The sequence below is a fragment of the Amycolatopsis tucumanensis genome, from assembly GCF_021654135.1.
Lineage (GTDB): Bacteria > Actinomycetota > Actinomycetes > Mycobacteriales > Pseudonocardiaceae > Amycolatopsis_E > Amycolatopsis_E tucumanensis.
In genome coordinates, this window is record NZ_JAKGSD010000035.1 from 62,018 (window position 1) to 85,513 (window position 23,496).

Genomic DNA, 23,496 nt, shown 5'->3' on the forward strand with positions numbered 1-23,496 from the left:
CGGTGGCCCCTCAGGCATCAGGCGAACCCTCAGCCCTTGCGCTTGGTGACCTCTTCGGTCAGCTGCGGCGCGACGTTGAACAGGTCGCCCACCACACCGAAGTCGGCGATCTCGAAGATCGGCGCCTCCGGGTCCTTGTTGACCGCGACGATGGTCTTCGAGGTCTGCATGCCGGCCCGGTGCTGGATCGCGCCGGAGATGCCCAGCGCGACGTACAGCTGCGGCGACACCGTCTTACCGGTCTGCCCCACCTGGAACTGCGCCGGGTAGTAGCCGGAGTCGACCGCGGCGCGCGAGGCGCCGACGGCCGCGCCGAGCGAGTCGGCCAGCTTCTCCACGACCTCGAACTTCTCGGCCGAACCGACACCGCGGCCACCGGACACCACGATCGTGGCCTCGGTCAGCTCAGGGCGGTCACCGCCGACGACCGGCTCCACGCCGGTGATCTTCGCCGACTTGGCGGCATCGACCGCGGGCAGCTCGACGGCCTCCTCGGCCGCCGCGCCCTCGGCTTGCGCGGCCTCGACCGCACCCGGGCGCACCGAGATGATCGGCAGGCCCTGGGCCTTCGACTTCACCGAGTACGCGCCACCGAAGATGGACTGCTCCACGGTGCCGTCGGAGTTGACACCCACGGCGTCGTAGATCAGGCCGCCGCCGACACGGATCGCCAGACGACCGGAGACCTCCTTGCCCTCGGCGGACGCGGTGACGATCACCGCCGCCGGGGAGGCCTGCTCGACCAGCTTGGCCAGCGCGTCGACCTTCGGGGTCACCAGGTAGTTCGCGGCGTCCTCGGACTCGGCCACGTACACCTTCTGGGCACCGTAGGCGCCCAGCTGCTCCTTGAACTTGCCGGCGGTGCCCGGGGCGCCGACGACGACGGCCGACGGCTCGCCCAGCTCGCGGGCGGCGGTCAGCGCCTCGAACGTGGTCTTCTTCAGCTCGCCGTTGAGGTGGTCGACGAGAACCAGAACTTCAGCCATTGCTCCGTTGCTCCTGCCTCAGATGATCTTCTGGCCGACCAGGTACTCGGCGATCTTGCTGCCGCCGTCACCCTCGTCCTCGACGCGCTCACCCGCGGTGCGCGGGGGCTTCGGGGCCGCTTCGACCACAGTGGACAGCGCGCTGCCGAGGCCGACGGCGCCCGCGTCGACGCCGAGGTCGGCGATCGTCAGGGTCTCCACCGGCTTCTTCTTCGCGGCCATGATGCCCTTGAAAGACGGGTAACGCGGCTCGTTGATCTTCTCGGTGACGCTCACCAGCGCGGGCAGGTTCGCCTCGAGGTGGGTCAGGCCGTCGTCGGTCTCCCGGTCGGCCTTGACGGTGCTGCCCTCGACGGTCAGCGACCGGACCTGGGTCAGCTGCGGCAGCCCGAGCAGCTCGGCCAGCATCGCGGGAACGGCGCCGGCGCGGCCGTCCGAGGCCTCGTTGCCGGCGATGACCAGGTCGAAGCCCTCGACCTTGCCGACGGCGGCGGCGAGCACCTTGGCGGTGGCCACGGCGTCGGAGCCGTGCAGGGCCTCGTCCGAGACGTGGATGGCCTTGTCCGCGCCCATCGAGAGGGCCTTGCGGATGGCGTCGGTCGCGCGGTCCGGGCCCACCGAGATCACGGTGACCTCGCCCTCGCCGGCTTCCTTGATCTTCAGCGCTTCTTCGACCGCCTTCTCGTTGATCTCGTCGAGAACGGCGTCGGCGGACTCGCGGTCGAGCGTGTGGTCACCATCGGAGAGCTTGCGCTCCGAATAGGTGTCCGGCACCTGCTTGACCAGGACAACAATGTTCGTCATTGGTCCCCTTCGACCTCCCTGAACCAGCCTTACTGGTCGGTAGCGTAGGGAGATTTCAGCCCCGACGCGCCCCGAGGTGACGGCATTCACCCGGAATCCCGATTTATCGGGACGATCGTTCAGCTTTATCTCCGATGCGCCCAGGCTACTCCGAGTGGACGCTTGCGCGGATGGGTTACCCCGGATGGTGCGATCGGTCTAACCTGACTTCCCGTGCCCAACCACGTCGCCGTAGTGACCGACTCGACCGCGTCCCTGCCGGAGCAGCTGCGCAAGCAGTGGGACATCTCGGTCATCCAGCTCCAGCTGCAGGTGGGCGACCAGGTCGACGAGGAGAACCGGTTCGACCGCGGCGAGCTGACCGAGGCACTGAAGGCCGGGCAGCGGGTGAGCACGAACCCGCCCGATCCCGGCGCCTTCTTCTGGACCTACCAGGACGCCGCCGCGGCCGGCGCGAGCGCGATCGTGAGCGTGCACATCTCGGAGCGCATGTCGGCGACGCTGGCGTCCGCACGGGAGGCGGCGCGCCAGGTGCAGATCCCGGTGTACCCGCTGGACAGCGGCACGACCGGGATGAGCCTCGGCTTCGCCGTGCTGTCCGCGGCCAGGGCCGCCGCGGCGGGCGGACGGGTCGAGCGCGTGATCGAGGCGGCGCAGCGGCGGTTCGCGACCAGCAGCGAACTGCTCTACGTGGACACTCTGGAGTACCTGCGCCGCGGCGGCCGGATCGGCGGCGCGGCCGCGCTCCTGGGCACCGCGCTGTCGATCAAGCCGCTGCTCACCGTGCGTGACGGCGAAGTGGCGCCGCTCGCGCGGGCCGCCGGCAGCAGGCGCGCGCTGGCGAAGCTCGTCGACCTGGCCGCCGCACGGGCCGGCAATCTGCCCACCGACCTGGCGATTTCCTGCTTCCGCCCCAGCGAGCGCGAGCTGATGCTGGTGCAACAGCTGCGCGAGCGGATCCCGAACGTGACCGAGCTGAGCATCGTCGAGGCCAGCACCGTGATCGGCGCGCACGTCGGGCCCGGTGCGCTGAGCATCACGGTCTCCCCCGGGTAGCCGTGGAACCAGCGGGGTACCCCATCCGTTGACCCGGTGACGAAACCGGCATACCGCCCCGGAGGACGGACATGGCTTCGCTGTTCAACAAGATCGCCCGATTCGCCAACTCCCCGCAGGGCAAGCGCGCCATCCGGCAGGCGCAGCAGTTCGCCAACGACCCCCGCCGCCGCGCACAGGCCAAGTCGGCCATCGCCAAGCTCAAGGCACGCGTGAGCGGGCACGGTCGCCGGCCGTACTGACCTTTCCCGGCAACACCACGACCGCCAGCGCCAGCAGGGCCAGCCCGGGCAACGCGACCGCGTTGATCACCTGGTCCAGCGGCTGGAACACGTGCAGGTGCATCAGGTGGTAGATCGCGTGCGGCACCGAGAAGACCAGCCACGCGACACCGGCCAGGCGCGCGGCGGTCGTGGTCCGCACGACGATCGCCCCGATCGTCACCGCGCCGAGCGCCAGGAACATCGAGCCGACGTCGCGGATGAGGTGTTCGTTGTAGGGGCCGTCCAGCGAGACCCAGCTCGGCCGGATCACCGGGAAGTCGCCGTAGAAGCTCTCCGGCAGGACCGCTGCCCAGAAGCCCACTACGAGGCCGGTCAGCGCGAGCAGTGTGAGAATTCCGAGTCGCATGCCATGAGGACTGCGCAGCCCTCGGGAACGTGACAGCCGGCCGTTGTTGGATCGTTTCCACCGGAACCGTAACGGAGTAGCTCGCTCACCCGATAGGGTTACGCCTCAGCTCGCACTGCTGCTACTGAGGGGAGCCGTCACGGTGCACACGGCTACGAGCGTCCGGGACGACCAGCACATCCAGCCCGACCTCCGCCGCTTCGCCGCGGCGCCCTTCGACAGCAGACCGGTGGCGACCGCGACCGAGGCCGACCTGGACGTGCGCCTGTTCCGCACCACCTACCTGCCGTCGTTCGTGGCGAGCGAGGCGCTGGAGGAAAATTCCCGTCCCGTCGAGAAGGACCTCGCGTGGCTGCGGCTGACGACGCCGGGCGGGGTGCCGACCGCGCTCGGCGTGCTGACCATCGGGCGGGACCCGAGCGCTCACGTGCCCGGCGCCTACGTCCAGTTCGTCCGCTACCAGGGCCTGGACCCGGACGCGCCGGTCGCCGACCAGCAGGAGCTGCGCGGCAACCTGGTGGAGACCGCGGTGCGGCTGAGCGCGCTGCTCAGCGGCCACCTGCGGACGCGGCTGGCCGACGGCGAGGGCTTCCGCGAGGAGCAGCTGCCGGACTACCCGCTGGAGGCGCTGCGGGAGACGTGCATGAACGCGGTGATGCACCGCAACTACGAGACCTCGCACGCGCCGGTGCGGATCAGCTGGTTCGACGACCGCATCGAGGTGACCAATCCGGGCGGCCCGTACGGGCAGGTCCGGCCGGACAACTTCGACCGCGTGCACGACTACCGCAACCCGAACCTGGCGCGTGCGATGAAGGCGCTGGGGTACGTGAACCGCTTCGGCCGCGGCATCTTCCGCATCCGTTCGGCGATGGCGAAGGCGGGCAACCCGGTGCCCGAGTTCCGCGTCGACGCCTCGTCGTGGTCGGTCGTGCTGCGGAAGTGGCCCTGACTCACCCAGTAGTGTCCCCGGGGTGAGTACGTCGCGCGCCGAAGCACTGCACCTGACCGGGGAACGCACGGTCCCGGGCATCGCCGAGGAGAACTACTGGTTCCGTCGGCACGAGGCGGCTTACCACGCGCTGCTGCCGTGGTGCGCCGGCGCCGTGGTGCTGGAGGCCGGTTGCGGTGAGGGCTACGGCGCCGGGCTGATCGCCTCGACGGCGAAGTCGGTGCTCGCGCTCGACTACGACCAGCCGACCACCGAGCACGTCGCCCGGCGTTATCCCCAGGTGTGGACAGCACGGGGGAACCTGGTGCGGCTGCCGCTGCGCGACGGCTCCGTCGACGTGGTCGCGAACTTCCAGGTGATCGAGCACCTGTGGGACCAGGGCGCGTTCCTGGCGGAGTGCCTGCGCGTGCTGCGGCCGGGCGGGCGGCTGCTGGTCACGACGCCGAACCGGATCACGTTCACCCCGGACAGCGACACGCCGCTGAACCCGTTCCACACCAGGGAACTCGCGGCGGACGAGCTGGATTCGCTGTTGCGCGAGGCGGGTTTCGCGGTCGAGCTGATGCACGGCCTGCACCACGGTCCGGGCGTGCGGGAGCTGGACGCCCGGTACGGCGGGTCGATCATCGACGCGCAGCTGGAAGTCGTGATGGGACACCTGCCGGGGCAGGCGCCGTGGCCGCCGGAGCTGCTGGCGGACGTCGCGGCGATCCGTGCTGAGGATTTCGAGATTCACGGCGAGCGGGTGGACGAGAGCCTGGACCTGGTCGCGGTGGCGGTGCGGCCGTGACCGGGGAGGGGACGTTCTGCCTGGTGCTGCACAGCCACCTGCCGTGGCTGCCGCACCACGGGTCGTGGCCGGTCGGCGAGGAGTGGCTGTACCAGGCGTGGGCGCACTCGTACCTGCCGGTGGTGGACCTGCTGCGGCGGTTCGCGGCGGAGGGCAGGCGGGACGTGCTGACGCTCGGGGTGACGCCGGTGCTCGCGGCGCAGCTGGACGACCCGTACGCGTTGCGGGCGTTCCACGAGTGGCTCGGGCACTGGCAGTTGCGGACGGTGCAGGCCGGGACGCTGTGGCGGGAGGACCCGTTGCTGCGGGAGCTGGCGGCGGCGGAGTACCGCACGGCGACGTGGTCGCTGGAGGACTTCGAAACGCGGTGGCGGCACGGTTTTTCGCCGGTGCTGCGGTCCCTTGTGGACTCCGGGGTGATGGAGTTGCTGGGCGGGCCGTACGCGCACCCGTTCCAGCCGTTGCTGCAGCCGCGGGTCCGGTCGTTCATGTTGCGGGGCGGCCTGGCGGACACCGAGTTGCGGATCGGGCACCGGCCGGACGGGATCTGGGCGCCGGAGTGCGGTTACGCGCCGGGCATGGAGGAGGACTACGCGGCGGCCGGCGTGCGGCGGTTCCTGGTGGACGGTCCGGCGTTGCACGGGGACACGGCGTTCGCGCGGCCGGTGGGTTCGACGGACGTGTTGTGCTTCGGGCGGGATCTGGAGGTCACGTACCGGGTGTGGTCGCCGCGGGCGGGCTACCCGGGGCACGCGAACTACCGGGATTTCCACACGTGGGCGCACGAGGTGGGGTTGAAGCCGTCGCGGGTGACGGGCAAGCAGGTGGAGCCCGCGGAGAAGGCGCCGTACGACCCGGCGCTGGCCGCGGACACCCTGCGGACGCACGTGAAGGATTTCGTGGAGACGGTGGTGTCGCGGCTGCGGGCGTTGCGTTCTGCGCACGGCCGGGAGGCGCTGGTCGTGGCGGCTTACGACACCGAGTTGTTCGGCCACTGGTGGCACGAGGGTCCCACGTGGCTGGAAGGCGTGCTGAGGGCGCTGCCGGAGGCGGGCGTGCGGGTGACGACGCTGCAGGGCGCGGTCTCGGCGGGGCTCGTCGGTGCGCCCGTGGAGTTGCCCGCATCGTCGTGGGGTTCGGGCAAGGACTGGCGCGTCTGGGACGGCGAGCAGGTGGCCGACATGGTGGCGGACAACGCGGCTTTGCAGGAGCGCTTGCTGGCCCTCCCCCGCACGGAGATGCGCGACCGGGTGGCGGACTGGGCAGTGGGCGAGGCGACGATGGCCCTGTCGAGCGACTGGGCGTTCATGGTGACAAAGGACTCGGCCGCGGACTACGCCCGCCGCCGCGCGGCCGTGCACACCGCGCGTTTCGATGAACTGGCGGGCTGGATCGGCCGGGGTCCGCTTCCGGCGGCGGTGGAGCGCTGGGCGCGGGAGGACAATCCGTTTGGACAGCTGGATGCGCGGCAGCTCTGAGGCTAGCCAACCTGAACCTGGCGCCGCCGCGCGATGTCGCCTCCCCGCCGTCCGACAACCCGAAGCACTGGCCGCCCACCGGCGCCGCCGCCGGGCCGCCCACCGTCCTGTCGCGCCTCCGCGCACCCGGCCCGGCCGCCCACCGCCGTCCTGTAGCGCCTCCGCACTGCCCGACCGCCCACGCCATCCGATAGCGCCTCCGCGCCTCCCGGCAACCTGAACCCCCCACCGACCGGCATCGCCTCGCCACCGCCCGGCTACCCACCTACCGTCTGGCAACGCCTCCGCGCTACACGGCAACCCGAACCGCCCCGGCGCCGCCACCCGGCGACGCCCCAGTCCACACGGTCGAGGCAATCCCCGCCCACCACCCGGAAATTCACTCCGCCCCGGCTGCCGGCCCAGGCCGCACCACGTCCCCGGTCGCCGCCGGGCCACTCACCACCCCGCCTTCCCGCAGCCTGACAACCCGAACCACCCACCGTCCGGCAGCACCTCCCCGCCGCCCGGCCACTCACCGCCGCCCGGCAGCACCTCCCCCCGGCCCGGCCACCCACCGCCGCCCGGCAGCACCTCCCCCCGGCCCGGCCACCCACCGCCGCCCGGCAGCACCTCCCCGCTGCTCGTCCACCCACCGCCGTCGGGTCGCGCATCCGCGCCGCCCGGTCCGGCCGAGCGGCCACTTCCCGGGCCCGCCCGGTCACCCACCCACCGCAGCCCACCACCGCGCTCCCACTCATCATGTGATCGACATCACCCGCCGGCATCGCGCGTCGTCGGGTGGTTCAGTTCTTAGTTGACCAGTGAGTAACCTCCTGTCATGCGCGTGCTGATGCTGTCCTGGGAGTACCCGCCCGTCGTGGTCGGCGGGCTGGCCCGCCACGTGCACGCGCTGGCCCGGCACCTCGCCCAGGACGGGCACGAGGTCGTGGTCCTCTCCCGGCACCCGGCAGGCACCGACGCCCACACGCACCCGACAACGGACCTGGTGGTCGAGGGTGTGCGCATCATCCGCGTCGCCGAGGACCCGATGCACGTGACGTTCGAGCGGGACCTCGTGGCGTGGACGCTGGCGATGGGCCACGGCATGGTGCGCGCTGGGCTGGAGCTGGCCCGGTCGTGGCAGCCGGACGTCGTGCACGCCCACGACTGGCTGGTGGCGCACCCGGCGATCAGCCTGGCCGGCGCGCTGCGGCGCCCGCTGGTCGGGACGATCCACGCGACCGAAGCCGGCCGGCATTCGGGCTGGTTGTCGCAGCCGTTGAACCAGCAGGTGCACTCCGTGGAGTGGTGGCTGGCGAACCGGTCGGACGCGCTGATCACGTGTTCGCAGGCGATGCGCGCCGAGGTGGCGAAGCTGTTCGAGGTGTCGGCGGACGACATCACCGTGATCCACAACGGCATCGAGGAACGCGGCTGGCAGGTCGCGGCGGACGAGGTCGCGCGGGCGCGGGAGAAGTACGCGCCGGGTGGCGAGCCGTTGCTGTTGTTCTTCGGGCGCCTGGAGTGGGAGAAGGGCGTCCAGGACCTGGTGTCGGCGCTGCCGAAGATCCGCCGCGCGCACCGCGGCACGCGGCTGGTGGTCGCCGGGCGGGGGCGGCACCTGGACGAGCTGGTCAAGCAGGCGCGGCGGATGCGGATGCAGCACGCGGTCGAGTTCGCCGGGCACCTGCGCGACCGGGAGCTGCGGGCAGTGCTCGCGGCGGCGGACGCCGTGGTGCTGCCGAGCCGGTACGAGCCGTTCGGGATCGTCGCCCTGGAAGCGGCGGCCGCGCGGGCGCCACTGGTGGCTTCGACGGCCGGTGGGCTGGGCGAGGTCGTCGTCGACGGGGTCACCGGGTTGTCCTTCGCACCCGGGGATGTGCCCGCGCTGACGGCGGCGGTGAACTCGGTGCTGCGAGACCGCGCCGCCGCGGAGAGTCGTGCGCGCACCGCGCAGGCCCGCCTCGCCGACGACTTCGACTGGGCTCGCATCGCGGCGACGACCGCCGAGGTCTACCGCAAGGCCAGGGTCCGCGAGCACGGCGAGCTGGGACGCCCCAAGATCCCGACGGGCAACGTGCTCAACCCCGAGCCGCCACCGGTGGTCGTGGAGCGGAAGACCACCGCCGCGGCACGGAAAAGCGGGACGAGGAAGCCTGCGCGCTGAAGCCGCCCCGCGATCAACGGCGGTCGGCCATCAACCTCGCGCGTGACTGTGATCAGTCCACAACGCGCTCGAAAACCAGCCAGGGCCCGTCGGGCAGTGGTGGTTCATGCACCTCGGTGAATCCGCTCGTCATGACCAGGCGCTGGGAAACGGTGTTGTGCGGCCGGATCACCGCGCGCACGACGCGGACGTCCGGTTCACGCACGGCGCGCGCGACGAGTTCCGCCAGCGCGGCGCGGGCATAACCGCGACGGCGCCAAGCCGGCTCGATCTCGTAGGTCACCTCGACGACGCCCTGCTCGTCTGGCGGCCCGTGGTATCCCGCGCGGCCGACCACGCCGACTGGCCCGGCGATGGCGCCGGCGAGCCAATCGGCGGCCCGCGGGTCGGCGCGGACGCGGGTGCTCGCCCGGCCCCAGCCCGGAAGCCAGCGCGGGTTCACGAAGTACGGCGTCAACTCGACCGGCGCCACACGGTTCGCCGCGGCGAGATCTCCTGCGGCGAGAGCGTGGTAGGTGGCCGGGGGCAACGGGACGACGCGCACGCCCCTACCGTCGCAGTCCGACCGGTTGCCTGTCGATCGAATTGCTGTCGCGCAGGTGATGCCGGAGTCGTCGGCCAGGTTGCGGCGCGGTATGCCCGCGTCCTGTGCGCCGCCGTTCAGAACACCGGCAGCAGTTGCCCACGCTCGGATTCCGGGCGGGGGCCGAAGATGCGGCGCTCGGACTCCGTGATGGGGGTGTCGTTGATGCTCGCCTCGCGGCGGCGCATCAGGCCGTTCTCGCTGAACTCCCAGAGCTCGTTGCCGTAGCTGCGCCACCACTGGCCCTCGGCGTCGTGGCATTCGTACTGGAAGCGCACGGCGATCCGGTTGCCGCGGAAGCCCCACAGCTCCTTGCGCAGCGCGTAGTCCAGTTCGCGTTCCCACTTGCGGCGCAGGAACTCGACGATCGCGTCGCGGCCGACGACGTGCTGATCCCGGTTGCGCCAGACCGAGTCGGGCGTGTAGGCCAGCGCGACCTTCTCCGGGTCCCTCGTGTTCCAGGCGTCCTCGGCGGCTTGAACCTTTTGCGCGGCGGTGACTTCGTCGAACGGCGGGAACGGCGGACGGTCGGACATGGGAACCCCAATCTGGAGAACGCTCGTTCTCCGCTGATGCGCTACGGTAGAGAACGCACGTTCTCCGCGCAAGGGGTGGATTGGATGGATCACGACGAGGCACGCGTCCGACTGCTCGACACCGCCGAGGAGCTGTTCTACGCGCGCGGCATCCAGGCGGTGGGCATGGATGCCATCCGCTCGGGATCGGGCGTCTCGTTGAAGCGGCTGTACCAATGCTTTCCGGCGAAGGGCGATCTCGTCGAGGCTTACCTGCGCCGCCGCGACGAACGGTGGCGGCGGTCGCTGGCGGACTACGTGTCGGCTCGGCCGCCGGAAGACGCTGTCCCGGCGGTGTTCGACTGGTTGCGGCGGTGGTTCAGCGAGGACGACTTCCGGGGGTGCGCGTTCATCAACTCGTTCGGCGAACTGGGCGACGGGGCACCTCGCGTCGCGGCGGTGGTGCGGGAGCACAAGGACCTGGTCCGGGATTACTTGCGTTCCCTGGCCGGCTCGGACGAACTGGGCGACCAGATCTTCGCGCTGGTCGAAGGCGCGACCGTGATCGCGGGCATCACCGGCGATCCGGGAGCCGCCGAGAGCGCCAAGACTGCGGCGGTGGCGCTGCTTCGGGCTTCCGCCGAGCGGTGATGCCGGGGTGATGATCTCCATTTCTGGGTGAACCAGCGAAGCCGCCGAGTGGTGGTTACGTGAGAGGGCGGCACCTGCTCCACCTGCCATGGGAGATGGATGCGGTGGCACCGTCGACTGGGGGTCGTGCTGTCAGCCATCGCACCTCGGCGAGGCAAACAGAGCACGCGAGAGCCGGGGCCGGTGGCGCGCGGCCCAACGCGATGGAGCGTCGGCGTGCATGTGGTACGCCCGACGGGGGTGCGACGCACCACATGCCTAGGGAGCCGGCATTCGTGAGGCGTGTTGACCTGCGCGGGGTACGCCCCCACCCAGGGCCGTGCCGGTATGCGTGACGTGCCCGGGCGTGCGTGCCCCACGCGCGCGGGGAGGGCACGTGCCGGTGGTGCGCGCCCCGCGCGAGAGGGCACCGGCGAGCGAGGGGCGTGCCGGCATACGTCGGGTGCGTCGCGGGCCGGGGGCGGTGCGCGACCCCGCGTCTGGTGCACCCAACGCGGGCCGGAGGTGGGGCGCCGCCCCGCGAGGGGCGCACCGGCGGGCGGAGACGTGCCGACATGCGTCGGGGTCGGGAGCATGTGTAGCGTGCACCAGCGCGCGTGCGCCGACCTGCGTGGGGAGCGCGCATGTGGTTGGTGCGTGCCCCTACGCGAGAGGTGCACCGGCGGGCGGGGGGCGTGCCGGGATCTGTCGGCTGCGCGGACCCGCGTCAGGTGCGCCAGCGGCCGAGCGCCTTGCGCCACCCCGCGTCTGGTGCACCCAACGCGGGCCGGGGGTGGTGCGCCGCCCCGCGGCGGATGCACCCGGCGGCCCAGGGGTCATGCGCCATCCCGCGCGGATGCACCCGGCGGGGCGGGGGTCGTGCGCCGCCCCGGCGGGTGCACCCGGCGGGGCGGGGGGGTGCGCCGCCCCCGCGGTGGGTGCACCCGGCGGGCCGGGGGTGCGCCGGCGGGCGGCAGGGGCGCACCGGTGGGGCCGGGGCGCGCCAGCGGGCGGGGGGGTGCGCCGGTGGGGGCGGGGAGTGCTGGTAGGCGGCCGGGGGGCGTCAGGGTAGGACGTCGGCTGGGGTTAGTTGTGCTTGTAGCTCGTCGTGGTAGGCGCCGACTCGGGCGTAGACTCCCGGCTTTCCTGGTTCGGCACAGCCTTCGCCCCAGGAGACGACTCCTACGACCCTTCCGGCGGCCACCAGGGGGCCTCCCGAATCGCCCTGGCAGGTGTCCACTCCGCCCTCCGGGTAGCCGGCACAGACCATCGCCTCGGGGGTGTACTGCTGGGGGTACGCCTTCGCGCAATAGTCGTCGCTCGTGACGGGGACCGTCGCCTTCAGCAGGACGTCCGACGAGTCGCCCATCGGCTCCGTGTTGCCCCAGCCCAGGATCGTCGCCTCGGTGCCGGCCTGGTAGCCCGGGTCGTCCTTCGTCGCCAGCGGCAGCGGCTGCGCGGTCAACGGCTGCGTGAGGGTCAGCAGCGCCACGTCGTAGCCCTGCGTGGCGTCCTTGAACTGCGGATGCACCCACACGTGGGACACAGTGGACACCGTCCCGTCGCGGCCGCTCAGCTGCGTCCGTCCACTGACGACCCGCAGCGACGGCGGGCTCTCCCCCTGCGCGCAGTGCGCCGCTGTCAGCACTTTGTCCGCCGCGACCAGCGTCCCGCCGCAGAACTGGAGGCCGGTGGCATCGGTCAGCGCCACGGTGAACGGGTACTCCGCGATGTTCGCGGGCTTGCCACCGACGATCCCGGGCTCCGCGTGCGCGGCCGGCACGCACACACACGCGGCGACCAAACTCGCGAGAACCACGATCGATCGGGTGAAACGGCGGACTACAGGGATCATTACCAGCTCCTTCGGCGCCCTGGTGAACGGTGTCGCAGTCCAGGATTGCGCGTCGGGAGGGTTCTACACATCTACCAAAAGACAGAAATTTCGCGGACAGGTCGGGCCCGGTAGGTGGAGCATACCTACCGGGCCCGAGTGTCCGCGCTGTCCGGCCACAGCCAGCGCGAGCCGGTTTTCCCCGTCAGGAGAGGGAAAACCGGGGTCCTCTCAACACGGACGGAGCTCTAGACCAGATCCGTCAGGTAGCGCGCGTACGCGCCGGTGGTCAGGAAGTTCGGCAGCTTCTCGCCGAGCGCAGTCTCCACGAAGATCTCGCGCGCATCGTCCAGTTTGGCCTCCGGGCCCAGGTCGGCCCGCACCGACGCGAGCTCCTCGTCCAGCATGGTCCGGACCAGCGAATCGGTCACCGCCGTGCCGTCGTCGAGCTTCGTGCCGTTGCGGATCCACTGCCACACCTGCGCCCGCGCGATCTCCGCGGTCGCCGCGTCCTCCATCAGGCCGAAGATCGCGGCGGCGCCGGTCCCCCGCAGCCACGCGTCCACGTAGCGCAGAGCGACGTTGATGTTGGCCCGCAGACCCTTTTCGGTGACTTCGCCACCCGCGCTGGCCACGTTCAGCAGATCCTCGGCGGTCACCGAAACGTCCTCGCGCGTCCGGCCGAGCTGGTTCGGCCAGCCGCCCAGCACGTCGTCGAAGACCTCCCGGCAGACCGGCACCAGACCGGGGTGCGCGACCCACGAGCCGTCGAAGCCGTCGCGCGCCTCGCGTTCCTTGTCCTGCCGGACCTTCTCGAACGCCAGCGCGTTCGCCTCCGGGTCCTTGCTCGGAATGAACGCCGCCATCCCGCCGATCGCGTGGGCGCCACGCTTGTGGCAGGTCTGGACCAGCAGCTCGGTGTAGGCCCGCATGAACGGCGCGGTCATCGTGACCTCGGCGCGGTCGGGCAGGACGAAGTCCGCACCGGCGTCGCCGAAGTTCTTGATGATCGAGAAGATGTAGTCCCACCGGCCCGCGTTCAGGCCGGCCGCGTGCTCACGCAGCTCGAACAGGATCTCGTCCATCTCGAACGCCGCGGTGATCGTCTCGATCAGGACGGTCGCCCGGATCGTGCCCTGCGGGATGCCCAGCTCCTGCTGCGCGAGGCGGAACACGTCGTTCCACAGCCGCGCCTCGAGGTGGTTCTCCAGCTTGGGCAGGTAGAAGTACGGCCCGCTCCCCCGCGCCAGCAGCTGGCGCGCGTTGTGGAACAGGTACAGGCCGAAGTCCACCAGGCTCGCCGAAACCGGCCGCCCGTCGATGCGCAGGTGCTTCTCGACCAGGTGCCACCCACGCGGGCGAACGACGATCGTCGCGGGGTTGTCGCAGATCGTGTAGCGCTTGCCCGACTCGGTGGTGAAGTCGATGTCGCGCCGGATGGCGTCGAACAGGTTCAGCTGCCCGCCGACGATGTTCGACCAGGTCGGCGAGGTCGCGTCCTCGAAGTCGGCCAGCCACACCTTCGCGCCGGAGTTCAGCGCGTTCACGGTCATCTTGCGGTCGGTCGGGCCGGTGATCTCCACACGCCGGTCCTCGAGGCCGGGCGCCGCGGGCGCCACCTGCCAGGAGTCGTCGTTGCGGATCCAGCGGGTCTCCGGCCGGAAGTCGAGCACCTCTTCGCCGCCGGCGAGCTTCTCCCGCCGCTGCCGCCGCTCGTCGAGCAGCTCGCGCCGCCGTCCGGCGAACTCGTTGTCCAGCCGCGCGATGAAGGCCAGCGCCGCCGGGGTGAGGATCTCGTCGTACCGCTCGCCGGCCGGGCCGGCGACCTCGATCTGCGAGGTGAACCTGTGGGACATGGCAAGCCTTCCTGGAGGGGCCGCGAGGCGGCCAGGGCGAGCGCGCCCTGGCCGCCTCGCGACTTCTTCTAGAACTGGGCTTCTTCGGTGGAACCGGTGAGCGCGGTGGTCGAGCTCTCCGGGTTCAGCGCGGTGCTGACCAGGTCGAACCAGCCGGTGCCGACCTCGCGCTGGTGCTTCGTGGCGGTGTAGCCCCGCTCCTCCGAAGCGAACTCGCGCTCCTGCAGGTCGACGTAGGCGGTCATGCCCTCGCGGGCGTAGCCGTGCGCCAGGTCGAACATCGAGTAGTTCAGCGCGTGGAAGCCGGCCAGCGTGATGAACTGGAACTTGTAGCCCATGTGGCCCAGCTCGCGCTGGAACTTCGCGATGGTCGCGTCGTCCAGGTGCTTCTTCCAGTTGAACGACGGCGAGCAGTTGTAGGCCAGCATCTGGTCCGGGTACTTGGCCTTGATCGCCTCGGCGTACTGGCGGGCGACCTCGAGGTCCGGCGTGGAGGTCTCCATCCACAGCAGGTCGGCGTACTCGGCGTAGGCCAGGCCGCGGTCGATGCAGGGCTCGATGCCGTTGCGGACCTTGTAGAAGCCCTCGGAGGTGCGCTCGCCGGTGATGTACTTCTGGTCGCGCTCGTCCACGTCGCTGGTGATCAGCGTCGCGGCCTGCGCGTCGGTGCGGGCGACGACCAGGGTGGGCACGTTCAGCACGTCGGCCGCGAGGCGGGCCGCGTTCAGGGTGCGCTCGTGCTGCTTGGTCGGGATCAGCACCTTGCCGCCGAGGTGGCCGCACTTCTTCTCGGACGCGAGCTGGTCCTCCCAGTGCACACCCGCGGCGCCGGCGGCGATCATGCCCTTCATCAGCTCGAACGCGTTCAGCGGGCCACCGAAGCCGGCCTCGGCGTCGGCGACGATCGGCGCGTACCAGTCGATGTCGTTGTTGCCCTCGGCCCAGTTGATCTGGTCGGCGCGGCCCAGCGCGTTGTTGATGCGGCGGACGACGGCCGGCACCGAGTTGGCCGGGTACAGGCTCTGGTCCGGGTAGGTCTGGCCCGCGAGGTTCGCGTCGGCCGCGACCTGCCAGCCGGACAGGTAGATGGCCTTCAGGCCGGCGCGCACCTGCTGGACGGCCTGGTTACCGGTCAGCGCGCCGAGGGCGTGCACGTAGTCCTCGGTGTGCAGCAGGTTCCAGAGCTTCTCGGCGCCGCGGCGGGCCAGCGTGTGCTCCTCGACGACGCTGCCCCGCAGCTTCACCACGTCGGCCGCGCTGTAGGAGCGCTTGACACCCTTCCACCGGGGGTCCGACGCCCACTGCTGCTCGAGCTTCGCGGCTTCCTGCTGCAACTCGTTGGGCTGCTCTGCCATGGGAGTTCTCCACCTTTGCGAACTTTGCGATGACTCGCTTGCTTGGATCGACCATGACATGCGCTGCGCAAACACCGCCAGCGCTCCAATTTGCCAATTTCTGCAAATTTTGGCGTAGCATGTTGTGAAGGTTGCGAAACGCGGTTTCGCAGCCGCTGCAAAGTTCGTGGACTGAATCGGTCACGTGATCGGTGCGGTCGGGAAAAGATCCTCGGGAAGGGCCTGTCGTGGAGAAGACTTTCGCCGGCGCGAAGCTGCGCCACCTACGCGAGAGCCGGTCGATGAGCCAGGCGGACCTGGCCAGGTTGCTGGAAATCAGCCCCAGCTACCTGAACCAGATCGAGCACAACTCGCGTCCCTTGACCGTTCCAGTGCTGCTTCGCATCACCGAGGCGTTCGGGGTCGACACCGAGTTCTTCGCCAACAACGACACCAGCCGCCTGGTCGCCGACGTGCGCGAAGCGCTGCTCGACGAGTCGCTCGGCATCGAGGCGACCACCAGCGAGCTCAACGAGCTGGCCACCAACCTGCCGACCATCGCGCAGGCCCTGGTGCGGCTGCACCGCAGCTACCGGGCGGCGGTGGAGAGCACGGCCGCGCTGGTCACCGAGAACGGCACGGGCCCGCACGGCAGCGCCGCCGCGCCCCTGCCCCACGAGGAGGTCCGCGACTTCTTCTACGAGCGCGAGAACTACGTCGCCGAGCTGGACGAACGCGCCGAGCGGATGGCCGAGGACATCGGCCTGCGCCGCGGCGGCGTTCACAAGACTTTGCAGGACCGGCTCGCCGACCACTACGGCGTGCAGGTGACCACCGAGGGCATCAACGAGGCCGCGGGCGAGCAGCACCGCTACTCCCCCGACTCGAAGATCCTGCGGCTCGCGCCGAGCCTGCGCGTGGGCCAGCGGGCGTTCCGGATGGCTTCGCAGATCGCGTTGCTGGAGTACGACGACCTGATCACCGAACTGGCCGACTCGTGGGCGTTCTCCGGCCCGGCGGCCCGGTCGCTGGCGCGGGTGGGCCTTGCGAACTACTTCGCAGGCGCGCTGATCCTGCCCTACGGCCCGTTCTTGTCCATGGCGGAGAGCTTCCGCTACGACATCGAGCGGCTGTGCGACCACTTCGGCGTCGGGTTCGAGACGGTGTGCCACCGGCTGTCCACCCTGCAGCGGCCCAAGCGGCGCGGCGTGCCGTTCTCGTTCGTGCGGGTGGACCGCGCGGGCAACATGTCGAAGCGGCAGTCCGCGGCGGGCTTCCACTTCTCCCGGGTCGGCGGGTCGTGCCCCCTGTGGAACGTCTACGAGGCGTTCAGCTCGCCGGGCAAGATCCTCACCCAGATCGCGACGCTGCCGGACGGCAAGAGCTACTTCTGGATCGCGCGGACCGTGTCGCGCAACATCGGCGGCTACGGCAGCCCGGGCAAGATGTTCAGCGTCGGACTCGGCTGCGAACTCCGGCACGCCGGGCGGCTCATCTACTCGACCGGTCTGGACCTGGACGTCAAGGCGGCCGCGACGCCGATCGGCATGGGCTGCAAGGTGTGCGAACGGCCGGCCTGCCCGCAGCGCGCGTTCCCGACGATCGGCAAGCAGCTCACGGTCGACGAGAACACCAGCACCTTCGTCCCGTACCCGGCGGTGCCCAAGGGATAGCGTGGGCGCATGACGACGCTCTTCCGGATCCTGGCCGTCAGCGGGAGCACGCGGGCGGGCTCGACCAACTCGGCGGTGCTCGCCACCGCGCAGGCGATCGCGCCGGAGGGCGCGGTCGTGGAGGTCTACGACGGGCTCCGGTCGTTGCCGCACTTCGATCCGGACGACGACCGGGACCCGCTCCCGGACGCCGTCGCCGACCTGCGCGGACAGCTGAAGGAAGCGGACGCGGTGCTGTTCTGCACACCGGAGTACGCGGGCGCGCTGCCCGGGTCGTTCAAGAACCTGCTCGACTGGGCGGTGGGTTCGGACGCGATGGGCGGCAAGCCGGTGGCGTGGATCAACGTGTCGTCGTCGGTCACCGGCGCCGCCGGGGCGCACGAGTCGCTGCGGACCGTGCTCGGCTACCTGGGCACGCGGATCGTCGAGGAGGCCTGCGTGCACATTCCCGTGCCGCGCGAGGCGATCGGGGCGGACGGTCTCGTCGGCGACGAGGCCATCCGGGAGCGGGTGCGCGCGGCGCTGACCGCACTCGCGACCCGCTGAACCCGGGCCGGCCCCTCGCCCACCGCCACCCTCAACGGAGCGGCTACGCGGCGCTAGCTTTGTTCAAGGGTCTTCTGCAGCGCCTTGTTCGCCTTGCGGGCCATGTCGGCGATGGCCTCGCGGCGTTCGGCGTCGGCTTCGTAGTCGGCGCGGCGGTCGCGCACGACGCGCGCCGGGGAGCCGACCGCGATGCCGTAGTCCGGGATGTCGCCGCGCACCACGGCGTGCGCGCCGAGGACGCAACCACGGCCGACGCGTGTGCCGCGCAGCACCGAGACCTTCGTGCCGATCCAGGTGTCCGGCCCGATGCGCACCGGGGTCTTCACGATCCCCTGGTCCTTGATCGGCAGGTTGATGTCGGTGGTGACGTGGTCGAAGTCACAGATGTAGACCCAGTCGGCCACCAGGGTCGCCGCGCCGAGCTCGATGTCGAGGTAGCAGTTGACGACGTTCTGACGCCCGAAGACGGCCTTGTCGCCGATGCGCAGCGAACCCTCGTGGCAGCGGATCGCGTTGCCGTCGCCGATGTGGACCCAGCGCCCGATCTCCAGGCGGCCGTAACCGGGGCGGCAGTGGATCTCCACGTCCTTGCCGAGGAAGACCATGCCGCGCAGGATGATGTGCGGGTTCGCCAGCCGGAACTTGAGCAGGCGCCAGTACCGCACCAGGTACCAGGGCGTGTAGGCGCGGTTGCGCAGCACCCAGCGCAGCGAGTCGGCGGTCAGGAACTTCGCCTGACGAGGGTCGCGCCGGGCGCGGCGCCAGGCCTGCACGCGGGACAGCACCGGCGATCCCCACATGGACGTCATAGGTTGACAGTATGCCGACTCCGTTGATCATCGATACCGACCCGGGCGTGGACGACGCCTTCGCGATCGCGCTGGCCGCGCTGAGCGAGGACGTCGAACTGCTGGGGGTCACCACAGTCTTCGGCAACGTCCCGCTCGAGGCGACCACCCTGAACGCGCGCCGCGTGCTGGCCCTGTGCGGGCGCGCGGACGTCCCGGTCGCGGCCGGCGCCGCGCGGCCGCTGGTGCACGAGCAACTGCAGCGGGCCAGCCACGTGCACGGCTCGGACGGGCTGTCCGGGCGGTCGGCCGCGCTGCCCGAGCCGGACCGCGCGCTGGAGCCGGGCGGGGCGGTGAGCCTGCTGGTTTCCCTGCTGGAGGCGGCCGCGGAGCCGGTGACGATCGCGCCGATCGGGCCGCTCACGAACATCGCGCTGCTGCTCGCGGCGCACCCCGAGGTGCGGGAGAAGATCGCGCGCATCGTCGTCATGGGCGGCGGGCTGGCCGGCGGCAACACCACGGGCGCGGCGGAGTTCAACATCTGGAGCGACCCCGAGGCCGCGCGGCGGGTGCTGGTCGAGGAGCCGGTGCCGTGCGTGCTGGTGCCGATGGACCTGACCTACCGGTGCGCGGTGGACAGCGCGTGGCTGGGCAAGCTCGCCGCGTCCGGGCCGATCGGCGCCGCGCTGGAGGCGCTGACGCCGGACTACCTGGCGCACTACCGCAAGGCGCTCGGGTGGGACGGGATCGTGCTGCACGACGCGGTCGCGGTGGCGGAGGCGATCCGGCCCGGGATCCTGCGGACGGAGAGCTACCCGATCGACGTGGAGTGCTCGATGGGCCCCGCCCGCGGCGCGACGCTGGTCGACCGGCGGCGGCAGGCGCTGCGCGCGGACGCGGAAGGCGACGTCGCGCCGGGGCGCGTCGAGGTGGCCGTGGACGCGGACCTGGACGGGCTGCGGGGCTTCATCCTGGAGCGGCTGGCTCGCGGCTGACGGCCGGTCGTCAACGGGCGAGCCTGGCCCTGGCCTCTTCGGTGAGCGGCGCGAAGAGGTTGACCAGGTTGCCGTCGGGGTCGCGGAACAGCAGCGAGCGGTTGCCCCACGGCATCGTCGTCGGCTTCTGCACGATCTCGGGGACGACCGCCAGCGACGTCAGCCGTTCGTACGCCCGGTCCACGTCCTCGACGAGGAACTCGAGGATGGCGGAACGGTTCGACTCGGGCACGGCAGCCCCCGGGCTGAACAGCGACATCGTCTCGGCGCCGCCGATCGCGAGGGTGCACGCGGAACCGGGGAACTCGGCGAACTGCTCGGCGAGCCACCGCGCCCGGAGGCCGGTCACCTGCTCGTAGAACTCGGCAAGACGGGCGACGTCGCTGGTGATGACACGGACGGAGACGAGCTGCACGGCGGGTCCTTTCTGCACTTCTCGGAGGAACACCGGCCACGCTAGGGGCGATAGTGGACAGGATCCGCCCGGTATTGCGAGGATCTTCGGGTGACCCGGCCGATCGCCCGCGTGCTGGCCCTGCTGGAGATCCTCCAGAGCGGCGGGACCCGGACCGTGGCCGAGCTCGCCGGGCGGCTCGACGTCGACGAGCGCACCGTCCGCCGCTACGTCGATCACCTCCGCGACCTCGACGTCCCGGTCCGCACGGTGCGCGGACGGCACGGCGGGTACCGGCTGTCGCCCGGCTACCGGATGCCCCCGCTGATGCTCACCGACGAGGAGGCGCTCGCCGTTCTGCTCGGTCTGGTCGCGGGGCGGCGGGCCGGCCTGATCACCACGTCGGTCGCGGCCGCCGAGAGCGCGGTCGCGAAGATCCGGCGGGTGCTGCCCGACGCCGTCGGGCGGCGGCTCGACGCGCTGCTGGAGATCGCCGGCTTCACCGCGCCGCCACGGCCGGCGCTCACGGCGGAGGCCGGGGTGCTGCTCACCGTGGCGGAGGCAGCGCGGGATCGCCGGCCGGTCGAAATCGCTTACACCGCGGGCCATGGCGGCGCCAGCGAACGCGTCGTCCACCCGTACGGGGTGGTGGCGCACTCCGGGCGGTGGTACCTGAGCGGCTTCGACTCGGCCAGCGGCCAGGTGCGCACGTTCCGGGTCGACCGGATCAGGACCGTGGAAATCGCCGCGGGAACGTTCGACGTGCCGGCGGGGTTCGATCCCGCCGAGCGGGTGCTCAGCGCCCTCGCCGAGACGCCGTACGAGCACGAGGTGTCCGTGCGGATCCGGTCGACGCCCGAGCGGATCCGCTCCGTCTTCCCGCCATCCGTCGCGTCGCTGGAGACGATCACCGGCGGCGATCCCTGGGTGCGGGCGCGGATCCGGGCGCAGCGGCTCGACTGGATACCGCCCCTGCTCGCGGCGCTCGATCAGCCGTTCGTCATCGAGCAGCCCAGCGCACTCCGCGACCTGGTCCGGGCACTGGCGGATCGGCTGGCCCGCCACGCCGGCGCGCGAGCGGACGACTGATCACCAGGGGTGCGCGGGGTGCGGGATGCGCACGGCGGCCAGGCGCTTGTTGCGTGCGGAAGCGCTTTCCCCGACCTTGGACACGCTCGTGCAGCGCGGGTAGGTCAGGCCGGGGTCCGGGTCGAGGATCTTCTCGCACGTGACGGAGTGCTCCTCCGCGCCGAGGAAGAACCGCAGGCTCGTGCCCGGCCGCACCAGGACGTGGGAGAGCCGCACGTCGTGTTCGTCGCGGTCCTCGCCGAGGCCGAAGAACGGGTCGGCGTAGCGGACGCCGTCGGCCTCGAAGTGGTGCTCCGCGCCCTCCGCGTCGAGCGCCTCGGCGAGCACGCCGAGCGTCACGCTCGCCGGGATCACCAACCGCCACCACTGCGGCGGCTTGCGGCCGGTCACGGTGACCTTCAGCTGGTAGACGGCCAGCTTCACGGTTTCCGCGAACGCCTGCAGCTCGCGGCGCAACGCCGTGGCCTCGGGCTCCAGCGCGCCGGGCCCGCCGCGGTCGCGCACGTAGTGGTAGGCCTCCTCGACCCCGCTGCGTTCCCGCGCCGACAACGCGTACTCGGTGACCAGCCGCCGGCGCTCCGATTCGGACAGACCCGGACCGTCGTCCCACATCTCCAGCATCGCCGCCGCATGCGGGCGCACGTTGCGGTACCCCAGGGCGACGTGCCAGGCCGGCAGCACCTCGTCGCCGAAGCCGGCGACCACCTCGATCGCCGCGACGCGTTCGACCGGGGACGCGAACTCCGCGGCGTGCAGCAGTTGCGCGGCGCCGTCGACCGGACGCCTGCCCTCGAACCAGCGCAGCGCCTGCCGCCAGGCCTCGTCGGCGGGCAGCGGCGCGAGACGGCTCAGCAGCTGGGCGGCGCGCAGCCCGGGCGTGACCGGTCGCGGTTCACGAGCGGCCCACTCGTCAAGCGCCCACTGGCCCAGCGGCGTCACCTTCCGGTCGGCGTCGAGGGCGCCGAACTCGGTCAGCACGTCCAGCGCCGCGTCGAGGGGGAACAGGTCCGTGCCGCCGAAGCTGGACGCGACCGCGTCCCCGTCCTCGCTGCCCTTGAGCAGCCGGTGGACCGAGAACACCAGGTCGTCGAGCAGCGGGCCGTTGGCCAGCGCGGTGAGCACCGCCCGGCACATCGCGAACGCCCCGCGACGGCGCGGATCCGCCGACTCGGCGCGCAGGACCGCGTCGAGGCCCTTGAGCCACAGCTGCGCCGGATCGTCGTGCGGCGGGCGCGCGACCGCCTCCGCGACGCCGACCTCGATCAGCCCCGCGCCTTCCGCGGCCACCCACGGCCGGTGGATCGTGACGACGTCCGCGGCCGAGCGGACCTTCTCGCCGACCTCGACCCCGAGCACCCCGGCGACCGAGGGGACGTCGGCGGGACGCAGAACTCCTTTGGGGGTAACGGGTCTCCCGTCGCCGACCCAGCTCGCCAGCGCCCTCGTCCGGGACAGCGCTGGGCACTGACTCGCCAGTGTGGAGATTCCGGTACTCACCCGCAGGACTTTAGCGAGGGCGGTCCGTTACCCGGACGGGTGTTTCCGTCCACAGTAGAGTTGTCGATTTGTCGATCATGAGACGCAGGCTAAGCTCGGCCCGGTGAGCGATCTCAGCCTGACGGTCCTCGGTTCCGCCACGCCCTACGCCGAGCCGGGCAACCCGTGCTCGGGCTACCTGGTGTCCAGCGGCGAGACGCACGTGTGGCTCGATGCGGGCCCCGGCACGCTCGCCGAGCTGCGCCGCCACACCAGCCTGGACCGGCTCGCCGCCATCTGGATCTCGCACCTGCACGCCGACCACTGCGCCGACCTGCTCACCGCGTACTACGGCGCCCTGTTCGCGGACGTCGAGCTGCCCGCGCCGATCCCGCTGTTCGGCCCGCCCGGGATCGCCGACCGGCTGGCAGGCTTCCTGACCAACGGGCCGTCGCGCAGCCCGGTCGAGCGGGCCTTCGCCGTGCACGAGCTGTCCGACGGGCACCGGGCGGAGATCGGGCCGATGACGTTCACCGCCGCGGCCGTCGAGCACGGCATACCCGCGTTCGGCGTGCGCATCGAGACGGGCGCGGCTTCGCTGGCCTACTCCGGCGACAGCGCGCCCTGCCCCGCGGTGACCAGCCTGGCCAAGAACTGCGACGCGCTGCTGTGCGAGGCGGACGGCCCGGAGCCTTCGGAGGCGCACCACACCCCGGAGGACGCCGGCGAGGCCGCGGCCGGCGCGGGGGTGCGGCGGCTGATCGTCACGCACGTCGGGCCGTTCCTCACACCTGGCGACGCCGTCACCCGCGCGGCGGCGCGCTTCGAAGGGCCGGTCGCGTACGCGGCTCCCGGCGCCGTCTTCCACCTGCCCTAGATGTGTTGTTCGGGGACGTTGGTGATGGGCTGACACGCTGAGGATGATCTTGATATGGGTG

At 71.4% G+C, this 23,496-nt stretch carries 23 protein-coding genes; 12 read left to right on the plus strand and 11 right to left on the minus strand.

Going from position 1 to position 23,496, the window contains the following annotated elements; genetic code table 11:
* Nucleotides 1-29 precede the first annotated feature (29 nt).
* A complete protein-coding gene (locus tag L2C96_RS29055; RefSeq protein ID WP_237338442.1) occupies nucleotides 30-986 on the minus strand; it encodes an electron transfer flavoprotein subunit alpha/FixB family protein in 957 nt (318 codons plus the stop codon).
* An 18-nt stretch (nucleotides 987-1,004) separates the two neighbouring features.
* The gene (locus tag L2C96_RS29060) at nucleotides 1,005-1,790 is read right to left on the minus strand and encodes an electron transfer flavoprotein subunit beta/FixA family protein (RefSeq protein WP_237338443.1); all 786 of its coding nucleotides are present in this window, start codon (nucleotides 1,788-1,790) and stop codon (nucleotides 1,005-1,007) included.
* Between the two features lie 213 nt (nucleotides 1,791-2,003).
* Here L2C96_RS29060 and L2C96_RS29065 point away from each other — a divergent pair, with 213 nt between their 5' ends.
* Nucleotides 2,004-2,846 carry a DegV family protein gene (locus L2C96_RS29065; RefSeq protein ID WP_020422730.1) on the plus strand — a complete coding sequence of 281 codons (843 nt, stop codon included), beginning with the start codon at nucleotides 2,004-2,006 and terminating at the stop codon, nucleotides 2,844-2,846.
* Between the two features lie 71 nt (nucleotides 2,847-2,917).
* A complete protein-coding gene (locus tag L2C96_RS29070; RefSeq protein WP_017987410.1) occupies nucleotides 2,918-3,088 on the plus strand; it encodes a hypothetical protein in 171 nt (56 codons plus the stop codon).
* Here the strand turns inward: L2C96_RS29070 and L2C96_RS29075 are convergent.
* On the minus strand, nucleotides 3,048-3,476 hold the full coding sequence (locus L2C96_RS29075; RefSeq protein WP_020422729.1) for a hypothetical protein: 429 nt from the start codon (nucleotides 3,474-3,476) through the stop codon (nucleotides 3,048-3,050). The two genes, L2C96_RS29070 and L2C96_RS29075, sit on opposite strands and share 41 nt — an antisense overlap.
* 142 nt (nucleotides 3,477-3,618) lie before the next feature.
* Between L2C96_RS29075 and L2C96_RS29080 the strand changes: the two genes are divergently transcribed.
* The 4 genes from L2C96_RS29080 to L2C96_RS29095 all read left to right on the plus strand — a co-directional run bounded on the left by L2C96_RS29080 (nucleotide 3,619) and on the right by L2C96_RS29095 (nucleotide 8,845).
* The gene (locus tag L2C96_RS29080) at nucleotides 3,619-4,428 is read left to right on the plus strand and encodes an ATP-binding protein (protein ID WP_020422728.1); all 810 of its coding nucleotides are present in this window, start codon (nucleotides 3,619-3,621) and stop codon (nucleotides 4,426-4,428) included.
* Between the two features lie 22 nt (nucleotides 4,429-4,450).
* Nucleotides 4,451-5,218, plus strand: coding sequence for a class I SAM-dependent methyltransferase (locus tag L2C96_RS29085; RefSeq protein WP_237338444.1), 768 nt, complete (start codon nucleotides 4,451-4,453; stop codon nucleotides 5,216-5,218).
* Nucleotides 5,215-6,696, plus strand: coding sequence for a 1,4-alpha-glucan branching protein domain-containing protein (locus tag L2C96_RS29090; RefSeq protein WP_020422726.1), 1,482 nt, complete (start codon nucleotides 5,215-5,217; stop codon nucleotides 6,694-6,696). The genes L2C96_RS29085 and L2C96_RS29090 overlap by 4 nt, the downstream gene beginning before the upstream one ends.
* An 820-nt stretch (nucleotides 6,697-7,516) precedes the next feature.
* Entirely contained in the window at nucleotides 7,517-8,845 is a 1,329-nt protein-coding gene (locus L2C96_RS29095; RefSeq protein ID WP_020422725.1) for a glycosyltransferase family 4 protein, read from the plus strand.
* A gap of 52 nt (nucleotides 8,846-8,897) precedes the next feature.
* Here the strand turns inward: L2C96_RS29095 and L2C96_RS29100 are convergent, their stop codons facing one another.
* Both L2C96_RS29100 and L2C96_RS29105 read right to left on the minus strand, forming a co-directional pair.
* Nucleotides 8,898-9,389: a GNAT family N-acetyltransferase gene (locus L2C96_RS29100; protein WP_027936572.1), complete on the minus strand. Its 492-nt coding sequence runs from the start codon at nucleotides 9,387-9,389 to the stop codon at nucleotides 8,898-8,900.
* Nucleotides 9,390-9,505: 116 nt separating this feature from the next.
* The gene (locus L2C96_RS29105; protein ID WP_020422723.1) at nucleotides 9,506-9,964 is read right to left on the minus strand and encodes a nuclear transport factor 2 family protein; all 459 of its coding nucleotides are present in this window, start codon (nucleotides 9,962-9,964) and stop codon (nucleotides 9,506-9,508) included.
* Between the two features lie 84 nt (nucleotides 9,965-10,048).
* Here L2C96_RS29105 and L2C96_RS29110 point away from each other — a divergent pair, with 84 nt between their 5' ends.
* Nucleotides 10,049-10,594, plus strand: a complete 546-nt coding sequence (locus tag L2C96_RS29110) for a TetR/AcrR family transcriptional regulator (RefSeq protein WP_237338445.1) — start codon at nucleotides 10,049-10,051, stop codon at nucleotides 10,592-10,594.
* Between the two features lie 1,042 nt (nucleotides 10,595-11,636).
* Here L2C96_RS29110 and L2C96_RS29115 read toward each other — a convergent pair.
* The 3 genes from L2C96_RS29115 to aceA all read right to left on the minus strand — a co-directional run bounded on the left by L2C96_RS29115 (nucleotide 11,637) and on the right by aceA (nucleotide 15,618).
* Entirely contained in the window at nucleotides 11,637-12,428 is a 792-nt protein-coding gene (locus L2C96_RS29115) for a S1 family peptidase (protein WP_020422470.1), read from the minus strand.
* A gap of 227 nt (nucleotides 12,429-12,655) precedes the next feature.
* Nucleotides 12,656-14,263, minus strand: coding sequence for a malate synthase A (aceB, locus tag L2C96_RS29120; RefSeq protein WP_020422469.1), 1,608 nt, complete (start codon nucleotides 14,261-14,263; stop codon nucleotides 12,656-12,658).
* A 68-nt stretch (nucleotides 14,264-14,331) separates the two neighbouring features.
* The gene (gene aceA / locus L2C96_RS29125) at nucleotides 14,332-15,618 is read right to left on the minus strand and encodes an isocitrate lyase (RefSeq protein ID WP_020422468.1); all 1,287 of its coding nucleotides are present in this window, start codon (nucleotides 15,616-15,618) and stop codon (nucleotides 14,332-14,334) included.
* A gap of 227 nt (nucleotides 15,619-15,845) precedes the next feature.
* On the opposite strand from aceA, the gene L2C96_RS29130 reads away from it, so the two are divergent.
* Nucleotides 15,846-17,270: a short-chain fatty acyl-CoA regulator family protein gene (locus L2C96_RS29130; protein WP_020422467.1), complete on the plus strand. Its 1,425-nt coding sequence runs from the start codon at nucleotides 15,846-15,848 to the stop codon at nucleotides 17,268-17,270.
* A 9-nt stretch (nucleotides 17,271-17,279) separates the two neighbouring features.
* Nucleotides 17,280-17,816, plus strand: coding sequence for an NADPH-dependent FMN reductase (locus L2C96_RS29135; protein WP_237338446.1), 537 nt, complete (start codon nucleotides 17,280-17,282; stop codon nucleotides 17,814-17,816).
* Between the two features lie 53 nt (nucleotides 17,817-17,869).
* On the opposite strand, the gene L2C96_RS29140 is transcribed toward L2C96_RS29135, so the two are convergent.
* A complete protein-coding gene (locus L2C96_RS29140; RefSeq protein WP_237338447.1) occupies nucleotides 17,870-18,625 on the minus strand; it encodes an acyltransferase in 756 nt (251 codons plus the stop codon).
* A gap of 11 nt (nucleotides 18,626-18,636) precedes the next feature.
* Here L2C96_RS29140 and L2C96_RS29145 point away from each other — a divergent pair, with 11 nt between their 5' ends.
* On the plus strand, nucleotides 18,637-19,599 hold the full coding sequence (locus L2C96_RS29145; protein ID WP_237338448.1) for a nucleoside hydrolase: 963 nt from the start codon (nucleotides 18,637-18,639) through the stop codon (nucleotides 19,597-19,599).
* A 10-nt stretch (nucleotides 19,600-19,609) separates the two neighbouring features.
* Here L2C96_RS29145 and L2C96_RS29150 read toward each other — a convergent pair whose 3' ends face one another.
* The gene (locus L2C96_RS29150) at nucleotides 19,610-20,014 is read right to left on the minus strand and encodes a VOC family protein (protein WP_237338449.1); all 405 of its coding nucleotides are present in this window, start codon (nucleotides 20,012-20,014) and stop codon (nucleotides 19,610-19,612) included.
* A 90-nt stretch (nucleotides 20,015-20,104) separates the two neighbouring features.
* Here L2C96_RS29150 and L2C96_RS29155 point away from each other — a divergent pair, with 90 nt between their 5' ends.
* Nucleotides 20,105-21,082, plus strand: a complete 978-nt coding sequence (locus tag L2C96_RS29155; protein ID WP_237338450.1) for a helix-turn-helix transcriptional regulator — start codon at nucleotides 20,105-20,107, stop codon at nucleotides 21,080-21,082.
* On the opposite strand, the gene L2C96_RS29160 is transcribed toward L2C96_RS29155, so the two are convergent.
* Nucleotides 21,083-22,579 (minus strand): IS1096 element passenger TnpR family protein, encoded by a 1,497-nt coding sequence (locus tag L2C96_RS29160; protein ID WP_235716284.1) that lies wholly within the window; start codon nucleotides 22,577-22,579, stop codon nucleotides 21,083-21,085.
* Nucleotides 22,580-22,682: 103 nt separating this feature from the next.
* Here L2C96_RS29160 and L2C96_RS29165 point away from each other — a divergent pair, with 103 nt between their 5' ends.
* Nucleotides 22,683-23,435 (plus strand): MBL fold metallo-hydrolase, encoded by a 753-nt coding sequence (locus tag L2C96_RS29165; protein WP_237338451.1) that lies wholly within the window; start codon nucleotides 22,683-22,685, stop codon nucleotides 23,433-23,435.
* The last annotated feature ends 61 nt before the right edge of the window (nucleotides 23,436-23,496 follow it).